Source organism: Erwinia papayae (genome assembly GCF_058241465.1).
Map to the genome: position 1 here is coordinate 187,559 of NZ_JBZCHT010000002.1, position 18,401 is coordinate 205,959.

At 53.6% G+C, this 18,401-nt stretch carries 12 protein-coding genes; 2 read left to right on the forward strand and 10 right to left on the reverse strand.

What is annotated here, in order from left to right; all coding sequences use genetic code 11:
• Positions 1-32: 32 nt before the first annotated feature.
• From pyrG to rlmD, 4 genes are all read right to left on the reverse strand, one after another.
• A complete protein-coding gene (gene pyrG, locus AC3RPL_RS00895) occupies positions 33-1,670 on the reverse strand; it encodes a glutamine hydrolyzing CTP synthase (RefSeq protein ID WP_490738632.1) in 1,638 nt (545 codons plus the stop codon).
• 187 nt (positions 1,671-1,857) lie between these two features.
• Positions 1,858-2,664, reverse strand: a complete 807-nt coding sequence (gene mazG / locus AC3RPL_RS00900) for a nucleoside triphosphate pyrophosphohydrolase (protein WP_490738633.1) — start codon at positions 2,662-2,664, stop codon at positions 1,858-1,860.
• A 205-nt stretch (positions 2,665-2,869) separates the two neighbouring features.
• Positions 2,870-5,098 carry a GTP diphosphokinase gene (relA, locus tag AC3RPL_RS00905; RefSeq protein ID WP_490738634.1) on the reverse strand — a complete coding sequence of 743 codons (2,229 nt, stop codon included), beginning with the start codon at positions 5,096-5,098 and terminating at the stop codon, positions 2,870-2,872.
• A gap of 13 nt (positions 5,099-5,111) precedes the next feature.
• Positions 5,112-6,446 carry a 23S rRNA (uracil(1939)-C(5))-methyltransferase RlmD gene (gene rlmD, locus AC3RPL_RS00910; RefSeq protein WP_490738635.1) on the reverse strand — a complete coding sequence of 445 codons (1,335 nt, stop codon included), beginning with the start codon at positions 6,444-6,446 and terminating at the stop codon, positions 5,112-5,114.
• Positions 6,447-6,557: 111 nt separating this feature from the next.
• Between rlmD and barA the strand changes: the two genes are divergently transcribed.
• The gene (gene barA / locus AC3RPL_RS00915) at positions 6,558-9,278 is read left to right on the forward strand and encodes a two-component sensor histidine kinase BarA (RefSeq protein ID WP_490738637.1); all 2,721 of its coding nucleotides are present in this window, start codon (positions 6,558-6,560) and stop codon (positions 9,276-9,278) included.
• A gap of 58 nt (positions 9,279-9,336) precedes the next feature.
• On the opposite strand, the gene AC3RPL_RS00920 is transcribed toward barA, so the two are convergent.
• The 6 genes from AC3RPL_RS00920 to AC3RPL_RS00945 form a co-directional block, all read right to left on the reverse strand.
• Positions 9,337-10,485 (reverse strand): glycerate kinase, encoded by a 1,149-nt coding sequence (locus tag AC3RPL_RS00920; RefSeq protein WP_490738638.1) that lies wholly within the window; start codon positions 10,483-10,485, stop codon positions 9,337-9,339.
• Positions 10,486-10,562: 77 nt separating this feature from the next.
• Positions 10,563-11,447, reverse strand: a complete 885-nt coding sequence (gene garR / locus AC3RPL_RS00925) for a 2-hydroxy-3-oxopropionate reductase (protein ID WP_490738639.1) — start codon at positions 11,445-11,447, stop codon at positions 10,563-10,565.
• Between the two features lie 22 nt (positions 11,448-11,469).
• A complete protein-coding gene (garL, locus tag AC3RPL_RS00930; protein ID WP_490738640.1) occupies positions 11,470-12,240 on the reverse strand; it encodes a 2-dehydro-3-deoxyglucarate aldolase in 771 nt (256 codons plus the stop codon).
• A gap of 19 nt (positions 12,241-12,259) precedes the next feature.
• On the reverse strand, positions 12,260-13,600 hold the full coding sequence (gudD, locus tag AC3RPL_RS00935; protein ID WP_490738641.1) for a glucarate dehydratase: 1,341 nt from the start codon (positions 13,598-13,600) through the stop codon (positions 12,260-12,262).
• Between the two features lie 27 nt (positions 13,601-13,627).
• Positions 13,628-14,965: an enolase C-terminal domain-like protein gene (locus AC3RPL_RS00940; protein ID WP_490738642.1), complete on the reverse strand. Its 1,338-nt coding sequence runs from the start codon at positions 14,963-14,965 to the stop codon at positions 13,628-13,630.
• A gap of 9 nt (positions 14,966-14,974) precedes the next feature.
• Positions 14,975-16,318 (reverse strand): MFS transporter, encoded by a 1,344-nt coding sequence (locus tag AC3RPL_RS00945; RefSeq protein WP_490738643.1) that lies wholly within the window; start codon positions 16,316-16,318, stop codon positions 14,975-14,977.
• Between the two features lie 512 nt (positions 16,319-16,830).
• Between AC3RPL_RS00945 and garD the strand changes: the two genes are divergently transcribed.
• The gene (garD, locus tag AC3RPL_RS00950) at positions 16,831-18,390 is read left to right on the forward strand and encodes a galactarate dehydratase (protein ID WP_490738644.1); all 1,560 of its coding nucleotides are present in this window, start codon (positions 16,831-16,833) and stop codon (positions 18,388-18,390) included.
• The last annotated feature ends 11 nt before the right edge of the window (positions 18,391-18,401 follow it).

Genomic DNA, 18,401 nt, shown 5'->3' on the forward strand with positions numbered 1-18,401 from the left:
GGGGAAATGTGCCCGCGCCGTTATGAAAATACTTATTTTGCCAAACGCTTCTGATACTCGCTGGCCGCTTTAACGAAACCGGCAAACAGTGGATGACCATCACGGGGCGTTGAAGTAAATTCCGGATGGAACTGGCAGGCAACAAACCATGGGTGTTGAGGATTCTCGATAATCTCCACCAGCTGATCGTCACCGGAACGCCCCGCCACGCGCAAGCCTGCGGCTTCAATTTGTTTTAACAGCAGATTATTAACTTCATAACGATGACGATGGCGCTCGACAATGGTGTCGGAACCATACAGCTGATGAACCAGACTGTTGCTGGTCAACTGACACTGCTGGCTACCCAGACGCATGGTGCCGCCCAGATCGCTCTGCTCGCTACGGACTTCCACATTGCCTTCTTCATCACGCCATTCGGTGATTAACGCCACCACCGGGTACTTACAGTCTGGCACAAATTCCGTGGAGTTTGCCCCTTCCATACCGGCAACGTTACGCGCGAATTCCATCAGAGCAACCTGCATCCCCAGGCAGATGCCAAGGTAAGGAACGTTGTTCTCACGCGCATAACGAGCGGTCATCAGTTTGCCTTCCACACCACGGTAGCCGAAACCACCAGGGATCAGGATAGCATCCAGATTTTTCAATAACTCAACACCGCGGCTTTCCACATCCTGCGAGTCGATCAACTTGATGTTCACCGTTACGCGATTTTTCAGACCACCGTGTTTCAGCGCTTCAATCACTGACTTATAGGCATCCGGTAACTCTACATACTTACCGACCATACCAATGGTTACTTCACCGCCCGGATTAGCCTCTTCATAAATTACCTGTTCCCACTCGGACAGGTTTGCTTCCGGTGCGTTCAGATTAAAACGCTTACAAATGTAATCATCCAGACCCTGTGATTTCAACAACCCTGGGATTTTATAAATAGAATCAACATCTTTCAGTGAGATGACTGCTTTTTCCGGCACATTACAGAACAGGGCGATTTTTGCACGCTCATTGGCGGGAACCGCACGATCGGAACGGCAAATGAGTACGTCAGGCTGAATACCAATCGATAACAGTTCTTTAACGGAGTGCTGAGTCGGTTTGGTTTTTACTTCACCGGCAGCGGCCATGTAAGGCACCAGCGTCAGGTGCATATACATGGTGTGTTCACGGCCCACATCCACCGCCATCTGACGGATAGCTTCAAGGAACGGCAAAGACTCAATATCCCCAACCGTACCACCGATCTCAACCAGCACCACGTCATGTCCCTCACCACCTTCGATGATGCGCTCTTTAATGGCGTTAGTGATATGAGGAATGACCTGAATGGTTGCGCCAAGATAGTCGCCACGGCGCTCTTTGCGCAGGACTTCTGAATAGATACGGCCTGTCGTGAAGTTGTTACGGCGGCTCATTTTAGTGCGGATAAAGCGCTCGTAGTGGCCCAGATCCAGATCGGTTTCAGCACCGTCATCGGTAACAAAAACTTCACCATGCTGAGTAGGGCTCATGGTGCCGGGGTCCACGTTGATATACGGGTCCAGCTTCATGATGGTCACATTAAGACCACGCGCTTCAAGAATGGCGGCCAGGGAGGCTGCGGCAATGCCTTTTCCCAGAGAGGATACGACCCCGCCGGTCACAAAAATATAATTCGTTGTCATGCTGAACCTGAGAAAGTAGGTTTAAAGACGATGGAATAACCAGGACGGGAAAACAGTATACCGGAATCCCTGCATTGCCACAATTGCTCGTTTCTGGTTATCAGCCAGCCATCGCACAGACCGCCATAAGGTTACCCTGGCAGGCACGCTCAGAGGTTGAGCCAGGTCACATTTTTGTTGAATCGAGTCAGCAAATTATTCCTTCAGACGATGACTCTGCCGCTTTCACCTGCTGCCAGGCGGCTTCCATCTGTTCCAGCGAGGCATCCTGCATCTTCATGCCCTGCGCAGCAATAATCTCTTCTACTTTGCGGAAACGCCGTTCGAACTTATCATTGGCCTTCTGCAAAGCAACTTCAGCTTTGCTGCCGAGGTGGCGGGAAAAATTAACGGTGGCAAACAGCAGGTCACCGATCTCCTCTTCCAGCTTTTGTTGACAGACCACCGCCTGCTGAGCTTCATGCATCACTTCGTCGATTTCTTCATACACTTTATCCAGCACCGGCCCTAACGTGTTCCAGTCAAAACCCACGTTGCTGCAACGTTTCTGGATTTTATGAGCCCGCATCAGCGCAGGTAACGCGCGTGGAATATCATCCAGCGCCGAGTGCTGTTCTTTATCCGCACGTTCATCACTTTTGATCTGTTCCCAGTTGGTCACCACATCCCCGCTGTTACTGACCTTTTCGTCGCCAAAAATATGCGGATGTCTGCGCTCAAGCTTATCGCTGATGGTGTTGCAGATGTCGTTAAAATCAAACCGTCCTTCTTCTTCCGCTATCCGGGCGTAGAAAACCACCTGAAACAGCAGATCGCCCAGCTCACTCTTCAGCGCATCAAAATCCTGCTGGCTGATGGCATCGAGCACTTCATAGGTTTCTTCCAGCGTGTAGGGGGCGATGGAAGCATAGGTCTGTTCACGATCCCACGGGCATCCTTTTTGCGGATCGCGCAGGGAGGTCATGATGCCCAGCAGGCGATCGAGTGACTTCATAAAAAATCCTTACGTCGAAAAAAGAGGAAAACAGCAATATAAATGAGCAAAATTTGTGCGGGGAACATCCATTAAATCAGGCCATGCGCTGGCGCTGTGGACCCGGCCCGCTGGCAAACCGCCAGCGCGTTATCCACCTGGCCACATACCGGTGTCGGTGACCAGGGGAAGCACTCGCCGGAGGCGAAAGAGCGCCGCTTTAAAATCAATGCAACCTTTTAGCGTCGATAATATCCGGCACCTGATTCAGCCGTGCCAGTACCCGGCCCAGTACCTGCTGGTTATAAATTTCAATATCCATATCAATGGTCGCCAGCTGTTTTTTGGTATCGCTTCTGCTGGAGACGCCCAGCACGTTGACCTTTTCATTAGCCAGAATCGTGGTGATATCACGCAGCAAGCCGCTGCGGTCGTTGGCAGTAACGCGCACCACCAGCGAATAACCGCTGGAATAACTTTCTCCCCAGACCGCATCAACGATACGTTCAGGCGCATTGGTCATCAGCTCGCTCAGCTGGTCACAGTCAGCACGATGGATGGAAATACCACGGCCGTGGGTGATAAAACCCACAATTTCATCACCAGGAATAGGCAAACAGCAACGGGCGATGTGGTGCATCAGGTTACCCACGCCTTCCACCACCACCCTGCCACTCTCTTTACTGCGCGGTGCTGCCGATTTCTGCGTCAGCTGACGCAAGGCTTCACGATCTTCTTCTTCTGCGCTGGGCTTATTCAGTTTAGATTGCAGGAAATTAGTCATCTGGTTCAGGCGAATATCGCCGCCACCAATTGCCGCCAGCAGCTCATCCAGCGAGTTAAAGTTATAACGCGGCAGCAGCAGTTTTTCGGCCTCTTTCAGGCTGATATCCAGGCTTGCCAGCTCGCTGTCGAGGATCTGCCGCCCCGCGACAATATTTTTGTCGCGATCCTGCTTGCGGAACCAGGCATGAATTTTCGAGCGTCCACGGCTGGTAGTAATGTAGCCAAGGTTGGGATTCAGCCAGTCGCGGCTTGGATTGGGTTGTTTCTGGGTGATGATATCGATCTGATCGCCCATCTGTAACTGATAGGTAATAGGCACAATGCGGCCGCCAATTTTCGCACCGATGCAGCGGTGTCCAATGTCGCTGTGAATATGATAAGCAAAATCCAGCGGCGTGGATCCGGCAGGCAGATCAACCACATCGCCTTTTGGCGTAAACACATAGACACGATCATCAAAAACCTGACTGCGCACTTCATCCAGCATTTCGCCGGAATCAGACATCTCTTCCTGCCAGGCAATCAGCTTACGTAGCCAGGCGATCCGCTCTTCATGACCTGATGCGCCACGGGCGCTACCGACGGAGCCGCCCTCTTTATACTTCCAGTGTGCGGCCACGCCCAGTTCGGCATCTTCATGCATCTGTCGGGTACGAATCTGAATTTCTACCGTTTTACCCTTTGGCCCCAGCACAACGGTATGAATCGACTGATAGCCATTAGGTTTTGGATTGGCGACATAGTCGTCGAATTCACTGGGCAGATGGCGATAGAGGGTGTGTACAATCCCCAGCGCTCCATAGCAATCCTGCAGGCGTTCCGCCACGATACGCACTGCCCGTACGTCAAACAGCTCATCAAAAGTCAGCGACTTTTTCTGCATTTTGCGCCAGATGCTGTAAATGTGTTTGGGACGACCATATACCTCGGCCTTTACACCCTCTTTAACGATTTCGGTGCGCAACGACTGCACGAAAGTGTCGATGTATTGTTCACGATCGATTCTTCGCTCGTGCAGCAGTTTAGCAATGCGCTTGTATTCATCCGGATGCAAATAACGGAAGCAGAAATCCTCCAGCTCCCATTTCAACTGCCCGATACCCAGGCGATTGGCCAGCGGCGCATAAATATTGGTGCACTCTTTGGCTGCCAGCACCCGTTCATCTTCCGGGGCATCCTTTACTTCACGCAGGTGGGCGATACGTTCAGCGAGCTTGATGACCACACAGCGGAAATCTTCCACCATCGCCAGCAACATACGACGAACATTATCGACCTGTTCCGACGCCATCGAGTCGTTATGTGTGGCTTTAAGCTGGCGAATAGCATCCATATCACGCACGCCATGAACCAGCGAGACGATAGCTTTACCAAATTTCTCTTCCAGCACCGCTTCCGACACGACGCTGGCATCCGCCAGCGGGAACAGCAGGGCTGCACGTAAACTTTCGCTGTCCATGCTCAGCATCGAGAGGATTTCCACCATCTCCACGCCGCGCCACAGCAGGAGCGCCGCATCCGCATGGTGCTGCGTCGCCTCCTGACAATAACGCCAGGTATCGGCCAGTCGTTCACATGACTGCTGGTTGGAGATCCCTAAACTGCTTATCCATTGATCGAGAGCAAACTCGCCAGCCGTGTTCAGATGTGCACTTCTTACCGCAACCATAACCTCTCCTGGCTTACTCCCGCTCGGGAGCCTGTTTTCGGCTAAATAACACCATGGACTCCACGTGCCCGGTATGCGGAAACATATCAAGCAGCGAAACCCTTTCCAATTGATAACCGGATGCCAGAAGTTTCTGGCTATCCTGGGCAAGTGTAGTCGGATTACAGGAAACATAGACCACGTTTTGCGGGGCAAGTTTAATGATGTGAGACATCACTGCCGCCGCTCCCGCACGGGCTGGATCCAGTAAAACTTTATTAAATCCTTTGGCAGCCCAGGGCTGCTTAACTACGTCTTCTTCCAGATTGTGCTGAAAGAAATCAATATTATTCAGATTATTTCTGTCGGCATTACGGGCCGCCTGGCTGACTAATGCCGCTACCCCTTCCACACCGGTGACATTTTCAACCCGCTTTCCTGCCGGAAGCGTGAAATTACCCATACCGCAAAACAGATCCAGTAACCTGTCTTCCGGTTGGAGGTCCAGCCATTCCAGAGCCTGAGCGACCATCTGTTGATTCAGTTCGCCGTTAATCTGGATGAAATCACGAGGGCTGAATGTCAGTGTAAGACCATCGATACGATAAAAAGGCATCTCGCCTTTAACCTGAATCAGTGTATCGCTGTCTGGCGCAAGAAACAGGGCGACCTGATGATTATGCGAAAAGCGTTCCAGTTTTTGCTGGTCCGCATGGTTCAGCGCATCAAGATGGCGCAGAACCAGCAGCGGACCATTATCCGCCAGCACCAGTTCGACATGCCCCAAACGCCGCACAGCCTGCAAACTGTTCAGCAACTGATGCAATGGCAGGAGCAACGCATTAAGCTCGGGCTTCAAAACGGGGCATTGGGTCACCGAGACCAGAGCGCTGGAAGCAGCCTGACGAAATCCCATCTGCATTGTCTGACTGCGCTTATCATAATTCAGGCTTAGCCGCGCCCGCCGACGGTAACCATAAGCCGGGCCCGAAATAATGCTGTCGAGGGTAACATCATGCCCACTTTGATGACTGAGCAGGCGGACCAGTGCGCTGGCTTTGCTTTGTTGTTGCAGCTCAGGTGCAGCATGTTGCAACTGGCAACCGCCACAGCGGGAAAAATATGGACAACGCGGCACCACACGCTGCGGGCTGGCAGAGAGAATACGTGTTGCCTTGCCGCGCGCCCAGGCACTCTTCTGCTGGGTAATTTCGACTTCTACCTGCTCACCGGGCAATGCACCACTGATAAACAGCGCTTTACCCTCTATCCGTCCGACACCCTGTCCCAAACCATCCAGCTCATTAACTGTCACAGTGATGATCTGGCGGGTCGTCACGCGCCGTTTTGCAGAGTAGAATTGCGCCATTATTCAGTTTCATCCGGAAAAGAGTTAGCAGGAAAGCGTGCGTAGCCTACACCAGCGATCAAAAAAATTCGACCTGTGTAGCCCGGACGGGCAGCGCACTACAGGACCATTATGACCAAATACAGCCTGCGGGCGCGCATGATAATTTTGATTCTGGCTCCCACGCTAATGATTGGGCTTCTGCTCAGTACTCTCTTTATCGTGCATCGCTACAACGAATTACAGCATCAGTTGGTGGATGCGGGGACGAATATCATTGAGCCGCTGGCCACGGCCAGTGAATATGGCATGACCTTTCACAGTAAAACATCGGTGTATCAGCTGGTCAGCCTGTTACACCGCCGCCATTCCGGTATTGTCCGGGTGATTGCTGTATTTGACGCGCAGAATAAGCTGTTTGTCACCTCTAATTATCATCTGAACGTTGAAAAACTGCGCATGCCGGAAGGCACCCGGTTTGGTTCCGCCTACACCAATGAGCGCCGGGGCAATTCGGTCATTTTACGCACCCCAATTCTTGCTGAAAGTTATTATCCTGATGAGTCGCCGGATGAAAATGCCAAACCTGACCATAATCCCCTGGGCTATGTAGCCATTGAACTGGACCTACAGTCAGTCAGATTACAGCAGTATAAAGAAGTGTTTGTCTCCACCCTGTTGCTGCTGTTCTGTTTGTGTCTGGCTATGCTGTTTGCCTACCGGCTGATGCGCGATGTCACCGCACCAATACGTAATATGGTCAACACCGTTGACCGCATCCGCCGTGGGCAGCTCGACAGCCGGGTCACGGGACATATGCTTGGCGAACTGGATATGCTGAAAAACGGCATCAATTCTATGGCCATGTCATTAACGGCTTACCACGAAGAGATGCTGCAAAATATCGACCAGGCGACCTCCGATCTGCGGGAAACGCTGGAGCAGATGGAGATTCAGAACGTGGAGCTGGATCTCGCCAAGAAGCGAGCTCAGGAAGCCGCCCGCATTAAATCTGAATTTCTTGCCAATATGTCTCATGAACTGCGCACACCTCTTAATGGCGTGATTGGTTTTACCCGACAGACGTTAAAAACCACGCTGAACGCCACCCAACGCGACTATCTGCACACGATTGAACGTTCTGCTAATAATCTGTTGAGCATCATCAATGACGTGCTTGATTTCTCCAAACTGGAGGTGGGAAAACTGGTGTTGGAAACCATTCCTTTCCCCTTACGCGCGACGCTGGATGAGGTCGTGGTGCTGCTGGCGCAGTCTGCCCACGAAAAAGGTCTGGAATTAACGCTGAATATTCAGCATGACGTGCCGGATAATGCCATTGGCGATCCGCTGCGTCTGCAACAGATCATCGTTAATCTGTTGGGGAATGCCATCAAGTTCACCGAGCACGGCAATATCGACATCCGCGTGGAAAAACGCTCGATGAGTAATAACCGGGTCGATCTGGAGGTACAGATCCACGATACCGGGATAGGTATTGCTGAGAAGCAGCAGTCGCAACTTTTCCAGGCCTTCCGCCAGGCCGACGCCAGCATATCCAGACGGCACGGTGGGACCGGGCTGGGCCTGGTGATCACCCAGAAGCTGGTTAACGAAATGGGCGGTGAGATCTCGTTCCACAGCCGACTCAACCAGGGGTCAACATTCTGGTTTCATATTAACCTGGCGCTCAATCCGAATGCCGCAAGCGATCCCCGCGCCATCGACTGTTTGCAGGGTAAAAGCCTGGCTTACGTCGAGGCCAATCCGGCAGCCGCGCAAGCCACCCAGGATCTGCTGGCTACCACCCGCATGAATGTCAGCCACAGTGACACACTGGAGGGTCTGCCCGGCGAGCATTATGACGTCCTGTTGATGGGTTTGCCGGTAAGCAGACAGCCGGGGCATGAAATCGCCAGTCATGAACTGCTACCGGCGTTGAAACGTGCTGATAATGTGATTATGGCACTGCCCTGTCAGATGCAGGTTTACGCCGAAGACCTGAAAGCACGCGGGGTGAGCGCCTGCCTGATAAAACCTGTCTCCCTGTCGCGTTTGCTGCCGGTACTGCTGGAAAATCACCTGCGCGATGCAGAATACCGACCAGAGAAGCAGCGTCTGCCTCTGACCGTGATGGCAGTGGATGACAATCCCGCCAATCTCAAGCTCATCGGCGCATTGCTGGAAGAACAGGTTGAGCATATCGTTCTTTGCGACAACGGAATTACCGCTATTCAGGAGGCACAAAAGCAGGCGCTGGATATTATTCTGATGGATATTCAGATGCCGGAAATTGATGGCATCCGCACTAGTGAGCTGATCCGTGAACTGCCGCAACATCATTCCACCCCGATTGTCGCCGTCACCGCCCATGCACTGGATGGTGAACAGGAGCACCTGTTTAACGTTGGCATGATCGATTATCTCGCCAAGCCTATAGATGAAATTAAACTGCGCCATTTGCTGTCGCGTTACTCAGCGGCTCCGGTCAGCAAAGTACCGACGTTTTCCGCTTCTCTGGACTGGAATCTGGCACTGCGTCAGGCAGCCAACAAAGAAGATCTGGCGCTTGACCTGCTGCAAATGCTGGTCGATTTCCTGCCCGATGTGCAGATGCTGGTTGAACACCATATGCGAGAAAATAATACGGAAGGCTTGCTCGATATCATTCATAAACTTCACGGCAGTGCCAGCTACAGTGGCGTTCCCAGACTCAAGAAGCTTTGCCAGCAACTGGAGCAGAACCTGCGGGCAAATAACAGTATTGAAGCGGTTGAACCTGAGCTGCTGGAGCTGCTGGATGAAACAGAGAATGTGGGCAGGCTGGCAAAAGAGAGGTTGGGATTAACATAGTGAAGAGCCGGTACTCCGGGGCGGAACAGCCTCCGCCCTGCCGTGCTTTTTCGTCAGATTATTCCATCCGGATGCTGTTACCGATGGCGATAGCCGCCGCAATATTACGCGCAGCCATCCTCACATTGGCAGCCGCATCTGACAGCGCATCTTCCAGCTTACAAATTCGGTAGATGACACTAAAAACGGCATCCAGACCATGCTGATGAACCACGGCTACATCCGCAGTCAGACTACCGGCAATGCCAATGACCGGCTTGTTATAGCGCTTCGCCACCTTCGCCACGCCAATCAGCACTTTGCCGTGAATGGTCTGACTGTCAATGCGCCCTTCTCCGGTGATCACCAGGCTGGCATCTTTCACCAGTCGATCCAGACCTAACGCTTCGGTCACTATCTCCACTCCCCGGCGCAACTCTGCCTGACAGAAGGCATGTAACCCGGCACCCATGCCACCGGCAGCCCCGCCCCCCGCAAGAGACAATACGTCAATGTCCAGTTCGCGATGGATGACTTCAGCATAGTGGGCCAGGGCCCGATCCAACTGTTGCACACGCTCCGGCGTCGCTCCTTTTTGCGGGCCGAATACCGCCGATGCGCCCTCCTCTCCCAGCAACGGATTACTGACATCACAGGCAATCTCAAAGCGACAGTTTTTAATCCGCGGGTCAAAATCCTGCATATCGATAGCCGCCAGCTCTGGCAACTGTCCACCGCCGTAACCAATCTGCCGCCCCTGCCTGTCCAGCAGCTTTGCCCCCAGCGCCTGAACCATCCCCGCACCACCATCGTTAGTGGCGCTGCCGCCAATACCAATAATGAAGTGTTCAACCCCTTTATCCAGTGCGCTTCGTATCAGCTCTCCGGTGCCATAAGACGTGGTTATCCAGGGATCGCGACGGGCTGCGGGAACCAATTCCAGTCCACTGGCTGCCGCCATTTCAATAAAGGCGCAACTTTTATCCCCGGACAAGCCGTAAAATGCCTCCACCGGCTCGCCCAACGGACCGGTGACCGTACGGCGGATCACACTGCCGCTGGTCGCCGCGACCATCGCCTCAACCGTGCCTTCCCCCCCATCGGCCACCGGCAATTTGACGTAGTTTGCATCAGGAAAAATTTCACGGAATCCCAACTCAATCTGCGTGGCAACTTGCTGGGCGGAAAGACTCTCTTTATATGAATCCGGTGCGATTACTATTTTCATACAGTATCCGTGCGCTGTTGAACTAACCCGAACAAAGCGGGCACAGGGTGCGGCCCGGTATCAGCCGGGCCACGCTGTTATTTACTGATTTCAACTTTGGCTAATTTCTCGTAGTAGCAGGCCAGCGCGCTGTGATCGGCGGTGCCGAGCCCATCGGCGCGCAGTGCCTGCATCATCTCCATCACTGCGGCGGTTAATGGCAACTGAGCGCCCACGCCATGTGAGGTATCCAGCGCGTTAGCCAGGTCTTTGATATGCAAATCGATGCGGAAACCCGGTTTGAAGTTGCGATCCATCACCATTGGTGCTTTCGCATCCAGTACGGTACTGCCTGCCAGTCCACCACGGATGGCCTGATAGACCAGGTCCGGATTAACACCGGCTTTTGTCGCCAGCGTCAGCGCTTCAGACATCGCAGCGATGTTCAGCGCCACAATCACCTGATTCGCCAGCTTGGTGACGTTACCCGCACCGATTTCACCAGTATGCACCACCGATCCGGCCATCGCTTTCATAATGTCGTAGCATTGATCGAACAGCGCCTTATCGCCGCCCACCATCACCGACAGCGTACCGTCGATGGCTTTTGGCTCACCGCCGCTAACGGGCGCGTCCAGTAAGGCAATCCCTTTTTTCGCCAGTTCAGCATGAATTTCACGGCTGGCCAGCGGCGCGATTGAGCTCATATCGATAATCACCGTTCCCGATTTCGCCCCCTGAATCACGCTCTCTTCACCCAGCACCACCTCTTTCACCTGGGGTGAATTGGGCAGCATGGTGATGATCACCTCACACTGTTCAGCGACGGCTTTTGCCGATCCGGCAACCGTAGCACCCAGCTGTTCCAGCTCCGCTTCACTTTCCCGATTATTGTCGCGTACCACCAGGCTGTATCCGGCTTTCAGCAGATTTTTACTCATGGGTTTGCCCATGATGCCCAGTCCAATAAAACCAATTTTCATGATATTTCTCCTGAAGGGTAGATTATTTTTTGAAGCGATCGCACAAAGCCTGAGTGGCTCCACGGAAGACACCCACATCGCTGCCTACCGCCACAAAGCCGGCCCCCCATTCCAGATAACGGCGGGCATCAGCCTCTACCGGTGCCAGAATGCCGCTGGGTTTCCCTGCCACTTTCGCCCGTTCAAAAATATGTTTGATCACTTTCAGCACTTCCGGATGTGCCGGCTGGCCGAGATAGCCTAACGCCGCCGAAAGATCGCCCGGCCCGACAAAAATCCCGTCCACGCCGTCAATCGCGGCGATAACGTCAATGTTGTCCACCGCCTGTTGTGTTTCAATTTGCACCAGCACAGTGATGTTTTCATTGATGGTCAGGTTGTAATCCAGCACGGTGCCATACATGTTGCTGCGATGAGAAACGGAGACACCACGAATACCCAGTGGGGGATAACGGGTGGAGGCCACGGCCCGCGCCGCTTCCTCTGCGGTTTCCACAAAAGGGATAAGAAAGTTGGAAAAACCGATATCCAACAATCGCTTGATAATCACCGGCTCGTTGCAGGGCGGCCGCACCACCGGCGCGCTGACGCTCCCCTTGAGCGCCATCAACTGCGGAACAAAGGTGGTGATATCGTTGGGCGCATGTTCCCCGTCCAGCACCAGCCAGTCAAAACCGGCCAGTCCCAGAATTTCAGTGGTAACCGGATTAGCCAGCGCACACCAGCTGCCGATTAAAGTCTCTCCGGCCAGCAGTCGCTGACGAAAACTGTTAGGGGTATTGACGTAGCTCATCACACTCTCCTGAAAAAAGTTAGCGCACCAGACAAGGGCGTTTGTTGTCGAAGGTCCAGTCCGGCACCAGGAACTGCATCGCCTGTGCATCATCACGTGCGCCAAGCCCGTGCTGTTGATACAGCTGATGCGCCTTCATCACCTGGTCCATATCCAGTTCAACACCCAGTCCCGGTTTTTGCGGAACCTCAACCTGGCCGCCTTTGATTTGCAGCGGCTGGCGAGTCAGACGTTGATTGCCTTCCTGCCAGATCCAGTGGGTGTCAATAGCGGTGATTTTGCCGGGCGCAGCGGCAGCAACGTGAGTGAACATCGCCAGCGAGATATCAAAGTGGTTATTGGAGTGAGAACCCCAGGTCAGCCCGAAATCGTGGCACATCTGCGCCACGCGCACGGAGCCCTGCATGGTCCAGAAGTGAGGATCGGCCAGCGGGATATCGACGGATTGCAGTGAAAGCGTGTGTCCCATCTGCCGCCAGTCAGTGGCAATCATATTGGTGGCCGTCGGCAGACCCGTAGCACGCCGGAACTCTGCCATCACTTCCCGTCCGGAATAGCCCTGCTCAGCACCACAGGGATCTTCTGCATAAGCCAGCACGCCGCGCAGCGATTTGCCCAGTTCAATCGCCTCATTCAGTGACCAGGCACCATTGGGATCGAGGGTGATACGCGCCTCAGGAAAGCGTTTCGCCAGTGCGGTGACCGCCTCGGCTTCTTCATTGCCTGCCAGTACGCCTCCCTTCAGTTTGAAATCATTAAAGCCGTATTTCTCATAAGCCGCTTCGGCCAGCCGGACCACACCCTCCGGGCTGAGCGCCTCTTCATGCCGCAAACGATACCAGTCGCACTTCTCATCTGCCTGACTCTGGTAGGGCAACGAGGTTTTACGGCGGTCACCGAGATAAAACAGATAACCCAGCATTTCAACCTGACGACGTTGCTGCCCGTCACCCAACAGAGAGGCAACATTGACTCCCAGATGCTGCCCCAGCAGATCGAGCAGCGCAGACTCAATTCCCGTCACCACATGAATGGTGGTACGCAGATCAAAAGTCTGATTACCGCGCCCGCCCGCATCACGGTCGGCAAAGGTGTTGCGCACCAGGCTTAGCAGATTTTTATATTCGCCGATGGTATGGCCCGTCACCAGCGATGCCGCGTCTTCCAGGGTCTGACGGATTTTTTCACCGCCGGGAATTTCTCCCGCGCCGGTATGGCCGGAGTTATCTTTAATAATGACAATGTTACGGGTGAAAAATGGCGCATGGGCACCGCTCAGGTTAAGCAACATACTGTCGTACCCGGCAACGGGGATCACCTGCATTTCGGTGATCTTCGGCGTACTTATAGCTTGATTCATAAAGCGTTCCTTTTGAAGAATCGGGGGTTAACGCCCAAAAACCGGGCGCTTACGATCGAATGTCCAACCAGGGATCAGGTATTGCATGGCGACGGCATCGTTACGCGAGCCGCCCGCCAGCGTCTTATACAGCGCATGTGCCTGCTCCAGCCTTGCCCAGTCCAGCTCCACACCCAGACCAGGGGCATCCGGGACGGCAATTCTGCCGTTTACTATCTTCAGCGGTTCTCTGGTCAGACGTTGATTGCCCTCCTGCCAGATCCAGTGCGTATCGATTGCCGTAGGTTTGCCCGGCGCGGCAGCGCCAACATGGGTGAACATCGCCAGTGATATATCGAAGTGGTTATTGGAGTGACATCCCCAGGTCAGGCCCCATTCATCACAGAGCTGAGCGACTCGCACCGCACCGCTCAGCGTCCAGAAATGTGGGTCGGCCAGCGGAATATCGACCGCATTCAGCTGCACCGCATGGTTCATCTCACGCCAGTTAGTGGCAATCATATTGGTGGCGACCGGCAGCCCGGTGGCCCGCCGGAATTCGGCCATCACTTCCCGCCCTGAATAGCCCTGCTCCGCACCACAGGGATCTTCGGCGTAGCTGAGCACCCCCTGTAAGTCTTTGCACAGTGCAATCGCTTCATCCAGCAGCCAGGCACCGTTGGGATCAACGGTAATACGGGCGTCAGGGAAGCGTTTTTTTAATGCCTTTGCGGTTTCAATTTCCTGTTCACCCGGTAAAACGCCGCCTTTGAGTTTGAAGTCTTTGAAGCCGTATTTGTCCTGCGCAGCTTCCGCCAGTCGCACCACAGCAGCACTGTCCAGCGCCTGCTGATGACGCAGGTGATACCACGCATGACCGCTCTGTTCGCCTGCCAGATAAGGCAGATCGGTTTTCTCGCGATCGCCGATATAGAACAGATAACCCAACACCGTCACTTCATCACGCTGTTTACCTGGCCCCAGCAGTTCTGCCACCGGTACATTCAGGCACTGTCCGAGCAGATCCAACAGCGCGGCCTCCAGCGCGGCCACCGCGTTAACCCGCAGTTCGAAAGTCCAGGCTCCCTTACCAAAGGTATCGAAATCCGCCGTCTGATTGCCGCGGTGAACCCGTTGCACCAAGCTGTTCATCCGCGCTACCTCACTCCCCTGCACCTGGGGAACGGCGGCCAGCAACGTCTGATAAATGGTTTCTCCCCCCGGCGCTTCTCCCACGCCGGTATGTCCCGCACTGTCGGTCAGCACCACGATATTGCGGGTAAAATAAGCACCATGTGCGCCGCCAATATTCAGCAGCATACTGTCATGACCCGCCACCGGAATAACTTTCATATCAGTGATAACCGGGCTGCTTTGCGTGTTCATATCGCGTCCTCAGAGGGGTTTCAGCTCAATGCGTTTGATATCTTTCACCAGAACCAGATAGCTCAACACGGCGACGAAAGCATGGATACCGACATAAATCAGCGCGCCGTTGTAAGAGCCGGTGGTGGCGATGATATAGCCGATAGCAATCGGCGTGATGATGCCGGAGATGTTGCCGAACATATTGAATAACCCACCACTGAGGCCACTGATCTCTTTCGGTGCGGTATCTGCCATCACCGCCCAACCCAGCGCACCGATGCCTTTACCGAAGAAGGCCAGCGCCATAAAGAACACCACCACCCATTCGGTATCGACGTAGTTACACACCACCATGGAAATCGACAGCAACATGCCCAGCACGATGGGCGTTTTGCGGGCAATATTCAGCGAGCCGGTTTTGCGCATCAGCCAGTCGGAGATAATCCCTCCCAGTACGCCACCAAGAAAACCGCAGATGGCCGGTATCGAAGCCACCATCCCGGCTTTGAGGATCGACATACCCCGAGCCTGCACCAGATAAACCGGAAACCAGGTAATAAAGAAGTAGGTCAGGGCATTGATACAGTACTGGCCGAGATAAATACCAATCATCATTCTGGAGCCAATTAGCTGTTTGATTTGATACATTTTTTCAGCCCAGCTGACTTTAAGCGACTCTTTTTTCTGATCCATATTAATCAGCGCGCCACCCTGCTCCATGTACTCCAGTTCCGCTTTGTTCACCCCTGGATGATCGTTAGGGTCACGGATGACCCGGAGCCAGATAAAGCTGAGAATGATGCCAAGGCCCCCCATAAACCAGAACACGTGCGCCCAGCCGACGGCAGAGACCAGCCAGCCCATGATCGGGGCGAAAATCACCGTGGCGAAATACTGAGCCGAGTTAAAAATAGCAACGGCGGTGCCGCGTTCCTGGGCCGGAAACCAGGCGGCGACAATGCGGCTGTTGCCGGGGAAAGAGGGAGCTTCTGCCAGACCGACCAGAAAGCGCAGCATAAAAAGCACGGCGATAACGGTAAAACCACTCAGCAGATCGACAAACCCCTGAAGCAGGGTGAACAAAGACCAGAGGAAGATACTCCAGAAATAAACCCGTCGTGATCCAAAACGGTCCAGCAGCCAGCCGCCAGGGATCTGGCCGATAACATAAGCCCATGAGAAGGCAGAAAAGATATAACCCAGACCGACCGGATCAAGACCTATCTCTTTCGACATTGCCGATCCGGCAATAGCGATAGTTGCCCGATCGCCATAATTAAACGAGGTGACAATAAACAGCATCACCACTATCCAGTAGCGGGCATTAGTTCTTTTTTGCACGTTGCTCGCCGTACCAGTGATTGAATTCATGATGCACTCCTGAAATATAGCCCGCAGGCTACCTGCACTCTGAACTGCATACACATCGCGTTGGGTATCAGAATGATGTTGGGTTAAACACAGCGATTAATATTTACTGGCAGAAAAGTTAAAACGCAGCGTGGCAATCATCGTCAGTGAAGAGAAGTATAAAAACCGGGAAGCAGGAACACATCGGAATAACGCACAACTAAACCGATACAAAACGGATAATATTATTGCATTTGCACAATACATTGCGGGATGGCTCACGTAACGTCGTTAATCTGCGGGGCCAGCCACACTCTGGTGTGCTTTGTGAGGGTTATCACTGAAACCTGTTCTTACGCCAGAAAAAGTATCGCCGTCTCAGGCCATTTGTCAGACATTTGCATAATGTTTTTGCGCCTTTGGCTTTTTATACTGTTCACAGCAGAAAGGTTTAAAACGCTGGCGAGCCATCATCGTTGTTCAGGGAAAGATAAAAACGACCCTACATTCATTTAGTCAGGACTTGTCGAGCAATGAACAACTCAAGAAATGATCCCCCACTCTATATTCAGGTGCATGAAAACGACAATGTTGCCATCGTGGTCAATAATAATGGCCTCCCCGCGGGCACGGAATTTCCCTGTGGCCTGCGCCTGAAAGAACATATTCCGCAGGGCCATAAAGTGGCATTGCAGGATATATCCCACGGCGGCAACATTGTGCGTTATGGCGAGATTATCGGGTATGCCGTGCGGGATATTGCCCGTGGTAGCTGGATCGATGAATCGCTGGTGCTGCTGCCGGAAGCGCCCGCGCTCTCCAGCCTGCCCCTGGCCAGCAATATTCCGCCAACCCTGCCCCCCCTCACCGGCTATACCTTTGAAGGCTACCGTAATGCAGATGGCAGCGTAGGCACGCGAAATCTGCTCGGCATCACCACCAGCGTCCATTGTGTGGCGGGGGTGGTGGATTATGTGGTGAAAATCATTGAGCGTCAGTTACTTCCGCGTTATCCGAATGTCGATGGCGTGGTGGCGTTAAATCACTTATATGGCTGTGGTGTGGCGATCAACGCCCCGGCTGCGGTGGTGCCAATCCGTACTATCCACAATCTGGCGCTCAACGCCAATTTTGGCGGTGAGGTAATGATTGTCAGCCTGGGGTGTGAAAAGTTACAGCCGGAAAGACTGCTGGAAGGCACACCGGATGTGCAGGCCATTTCCCTGGGTGAAGAAGATGTGGTTCGCCTTCAGGACGAGAAACACATTGGTTTTGAATCCATGGTGAACGATATTCTTCAGGTCGCGGAGCGCCATTTACAACGTCTCAATCGACGTCAGCGTGAAACCGTTCCGGCTTCTGAGCTGATTGTCGGGATGCAGTGCGGTGGCAGCGATGCGTTTTCCGGCGTGACCGCCAATCCCTCGGTCGGATTTGCTTCGGATCTGCTGGTACGCTGTGGTGCCACAGTAATGTTCTCAGAGGTGACAGAAGTACGGGATGCCATTCATCTGCTGACCCCCAGAGTGATCAACGAAGAGGTAGGACAGCGCCTGCTGGAAGAGATGGCCTGGTATGATGACTATCTGAACATGGGCAAAACCGATCGCAGTGCTAATCCCTCCCCCGGAAATAAAAAAGGCGGTCTGGCAAACGTGGTGGAAAAAGCCCTGGGCTCCATCGCCAAATCAGGCCGCAGCCCGATTGTGGAAGTCCTCTCCCCCGGACAACGCCCCACTAAGCGCGGATTAATTTATGCTGCCACGCCAGCCAGCGATTTTGTCTGCGGTACACAACAGATGGCATCCGGCATCACCTTACAGGTGTTCACCACCGGACGCGGCACCCCTTACGGGCTGGCCGTCATACCGGTGATCAAAATGGCTACCCGCACTGCGCTGGCGGACAGATGGCATGATTTGATGGACATCAATGCGGGCACTATCGCTACGGGAGAGGAAAGCATTGAACAGGTTGGCTGGAGGCTGTTTGAGCTGATTCTGGATATTGCCAGCGGCCGAAAACAGACCTGGTCTGACCGCTGGGGAATTCATAACGCGCTGTCAGTGTTTAATCCTGCACCGGTAACCTGAAAAAAGCATTG

Coding starts and splice junctions, on each gene's coding strand:
- pyrG (WP_490738632.1), bottom strand. CDS start 1,670: ATGACAACGAATTATATTTTTGTGACCGGCGGGGTCGTATCCTCTCTG.
- mazG (WP_490738633.1), bottom strand. CDS start 2,664: ATGAAGTCACTCGATCGCCTGCTGGGCATCATGACCTCCCTGCGCGAT.
- relA (WP_490738634.1), bottom strand. CDS start 5,098: ATGGTTGCGGTAAGAAGTGCACATCTGAACACGGCTGGCGAGTTTGCT.
- rlmD (WP_490738635.1), bottom strand. CDS start 6,446: ATGGCGCAATTCTACTCTGCAAAACGGCGCGTGACGACCCGCCAGATC.
- barA (WP_490738637.1), top strand. CDS start 6,558: ATGACCAAATACAGCCTGCGGGCGCGCATGATAATTTTGATTCTGGCT.
- AC3RPL_RS00920 (WP_490738638.1), bottom strand. CDS start 10,485: ATGAAAATAGTAATCGCACCGGATTCATATAAAGAGAGTCTTTCCGCC.
- garR (WP_490738639.1), bottom strand. CDS start 11,447: ATGAAAATTGGTTTTATTGGACTGGGCATCATGGGCAAACCCATGAGT.
- garL (WP_490738640.1), bottom strand. CDS start 12,240: ATGAGCTACGTCAATACCCCTAACAGTTTTCGTCAGCGACTGCTGGCC.
- gudD (WP_490738641.1), bottom strand. CDS start 13,600: ATGAATCAAGCTATAAGTACGCCGAAGATCACCGAAATGCAGGTGATC.
- AC3RPL_RS00940 (WP_490738642.1), bottom strand. CDS start 14,965: ATGAACACGCAAAGCAGCCCGGTTATCACTGATATGAAAGTTATTCCG.
- AC3RPL_RS00945 (WP_490738643.1), bottom strand. CDS start 16,318: ATGAATTCAATCACTGGTACGGCGAGCAACGTGCAAAAAAGAACTAAT.
- garD (WP_490738644.1), top strand. CDS start 16,831: ATGAACAACTCAAGAAATGATCCCCCACTCTATATTCAGGTGCATGAA.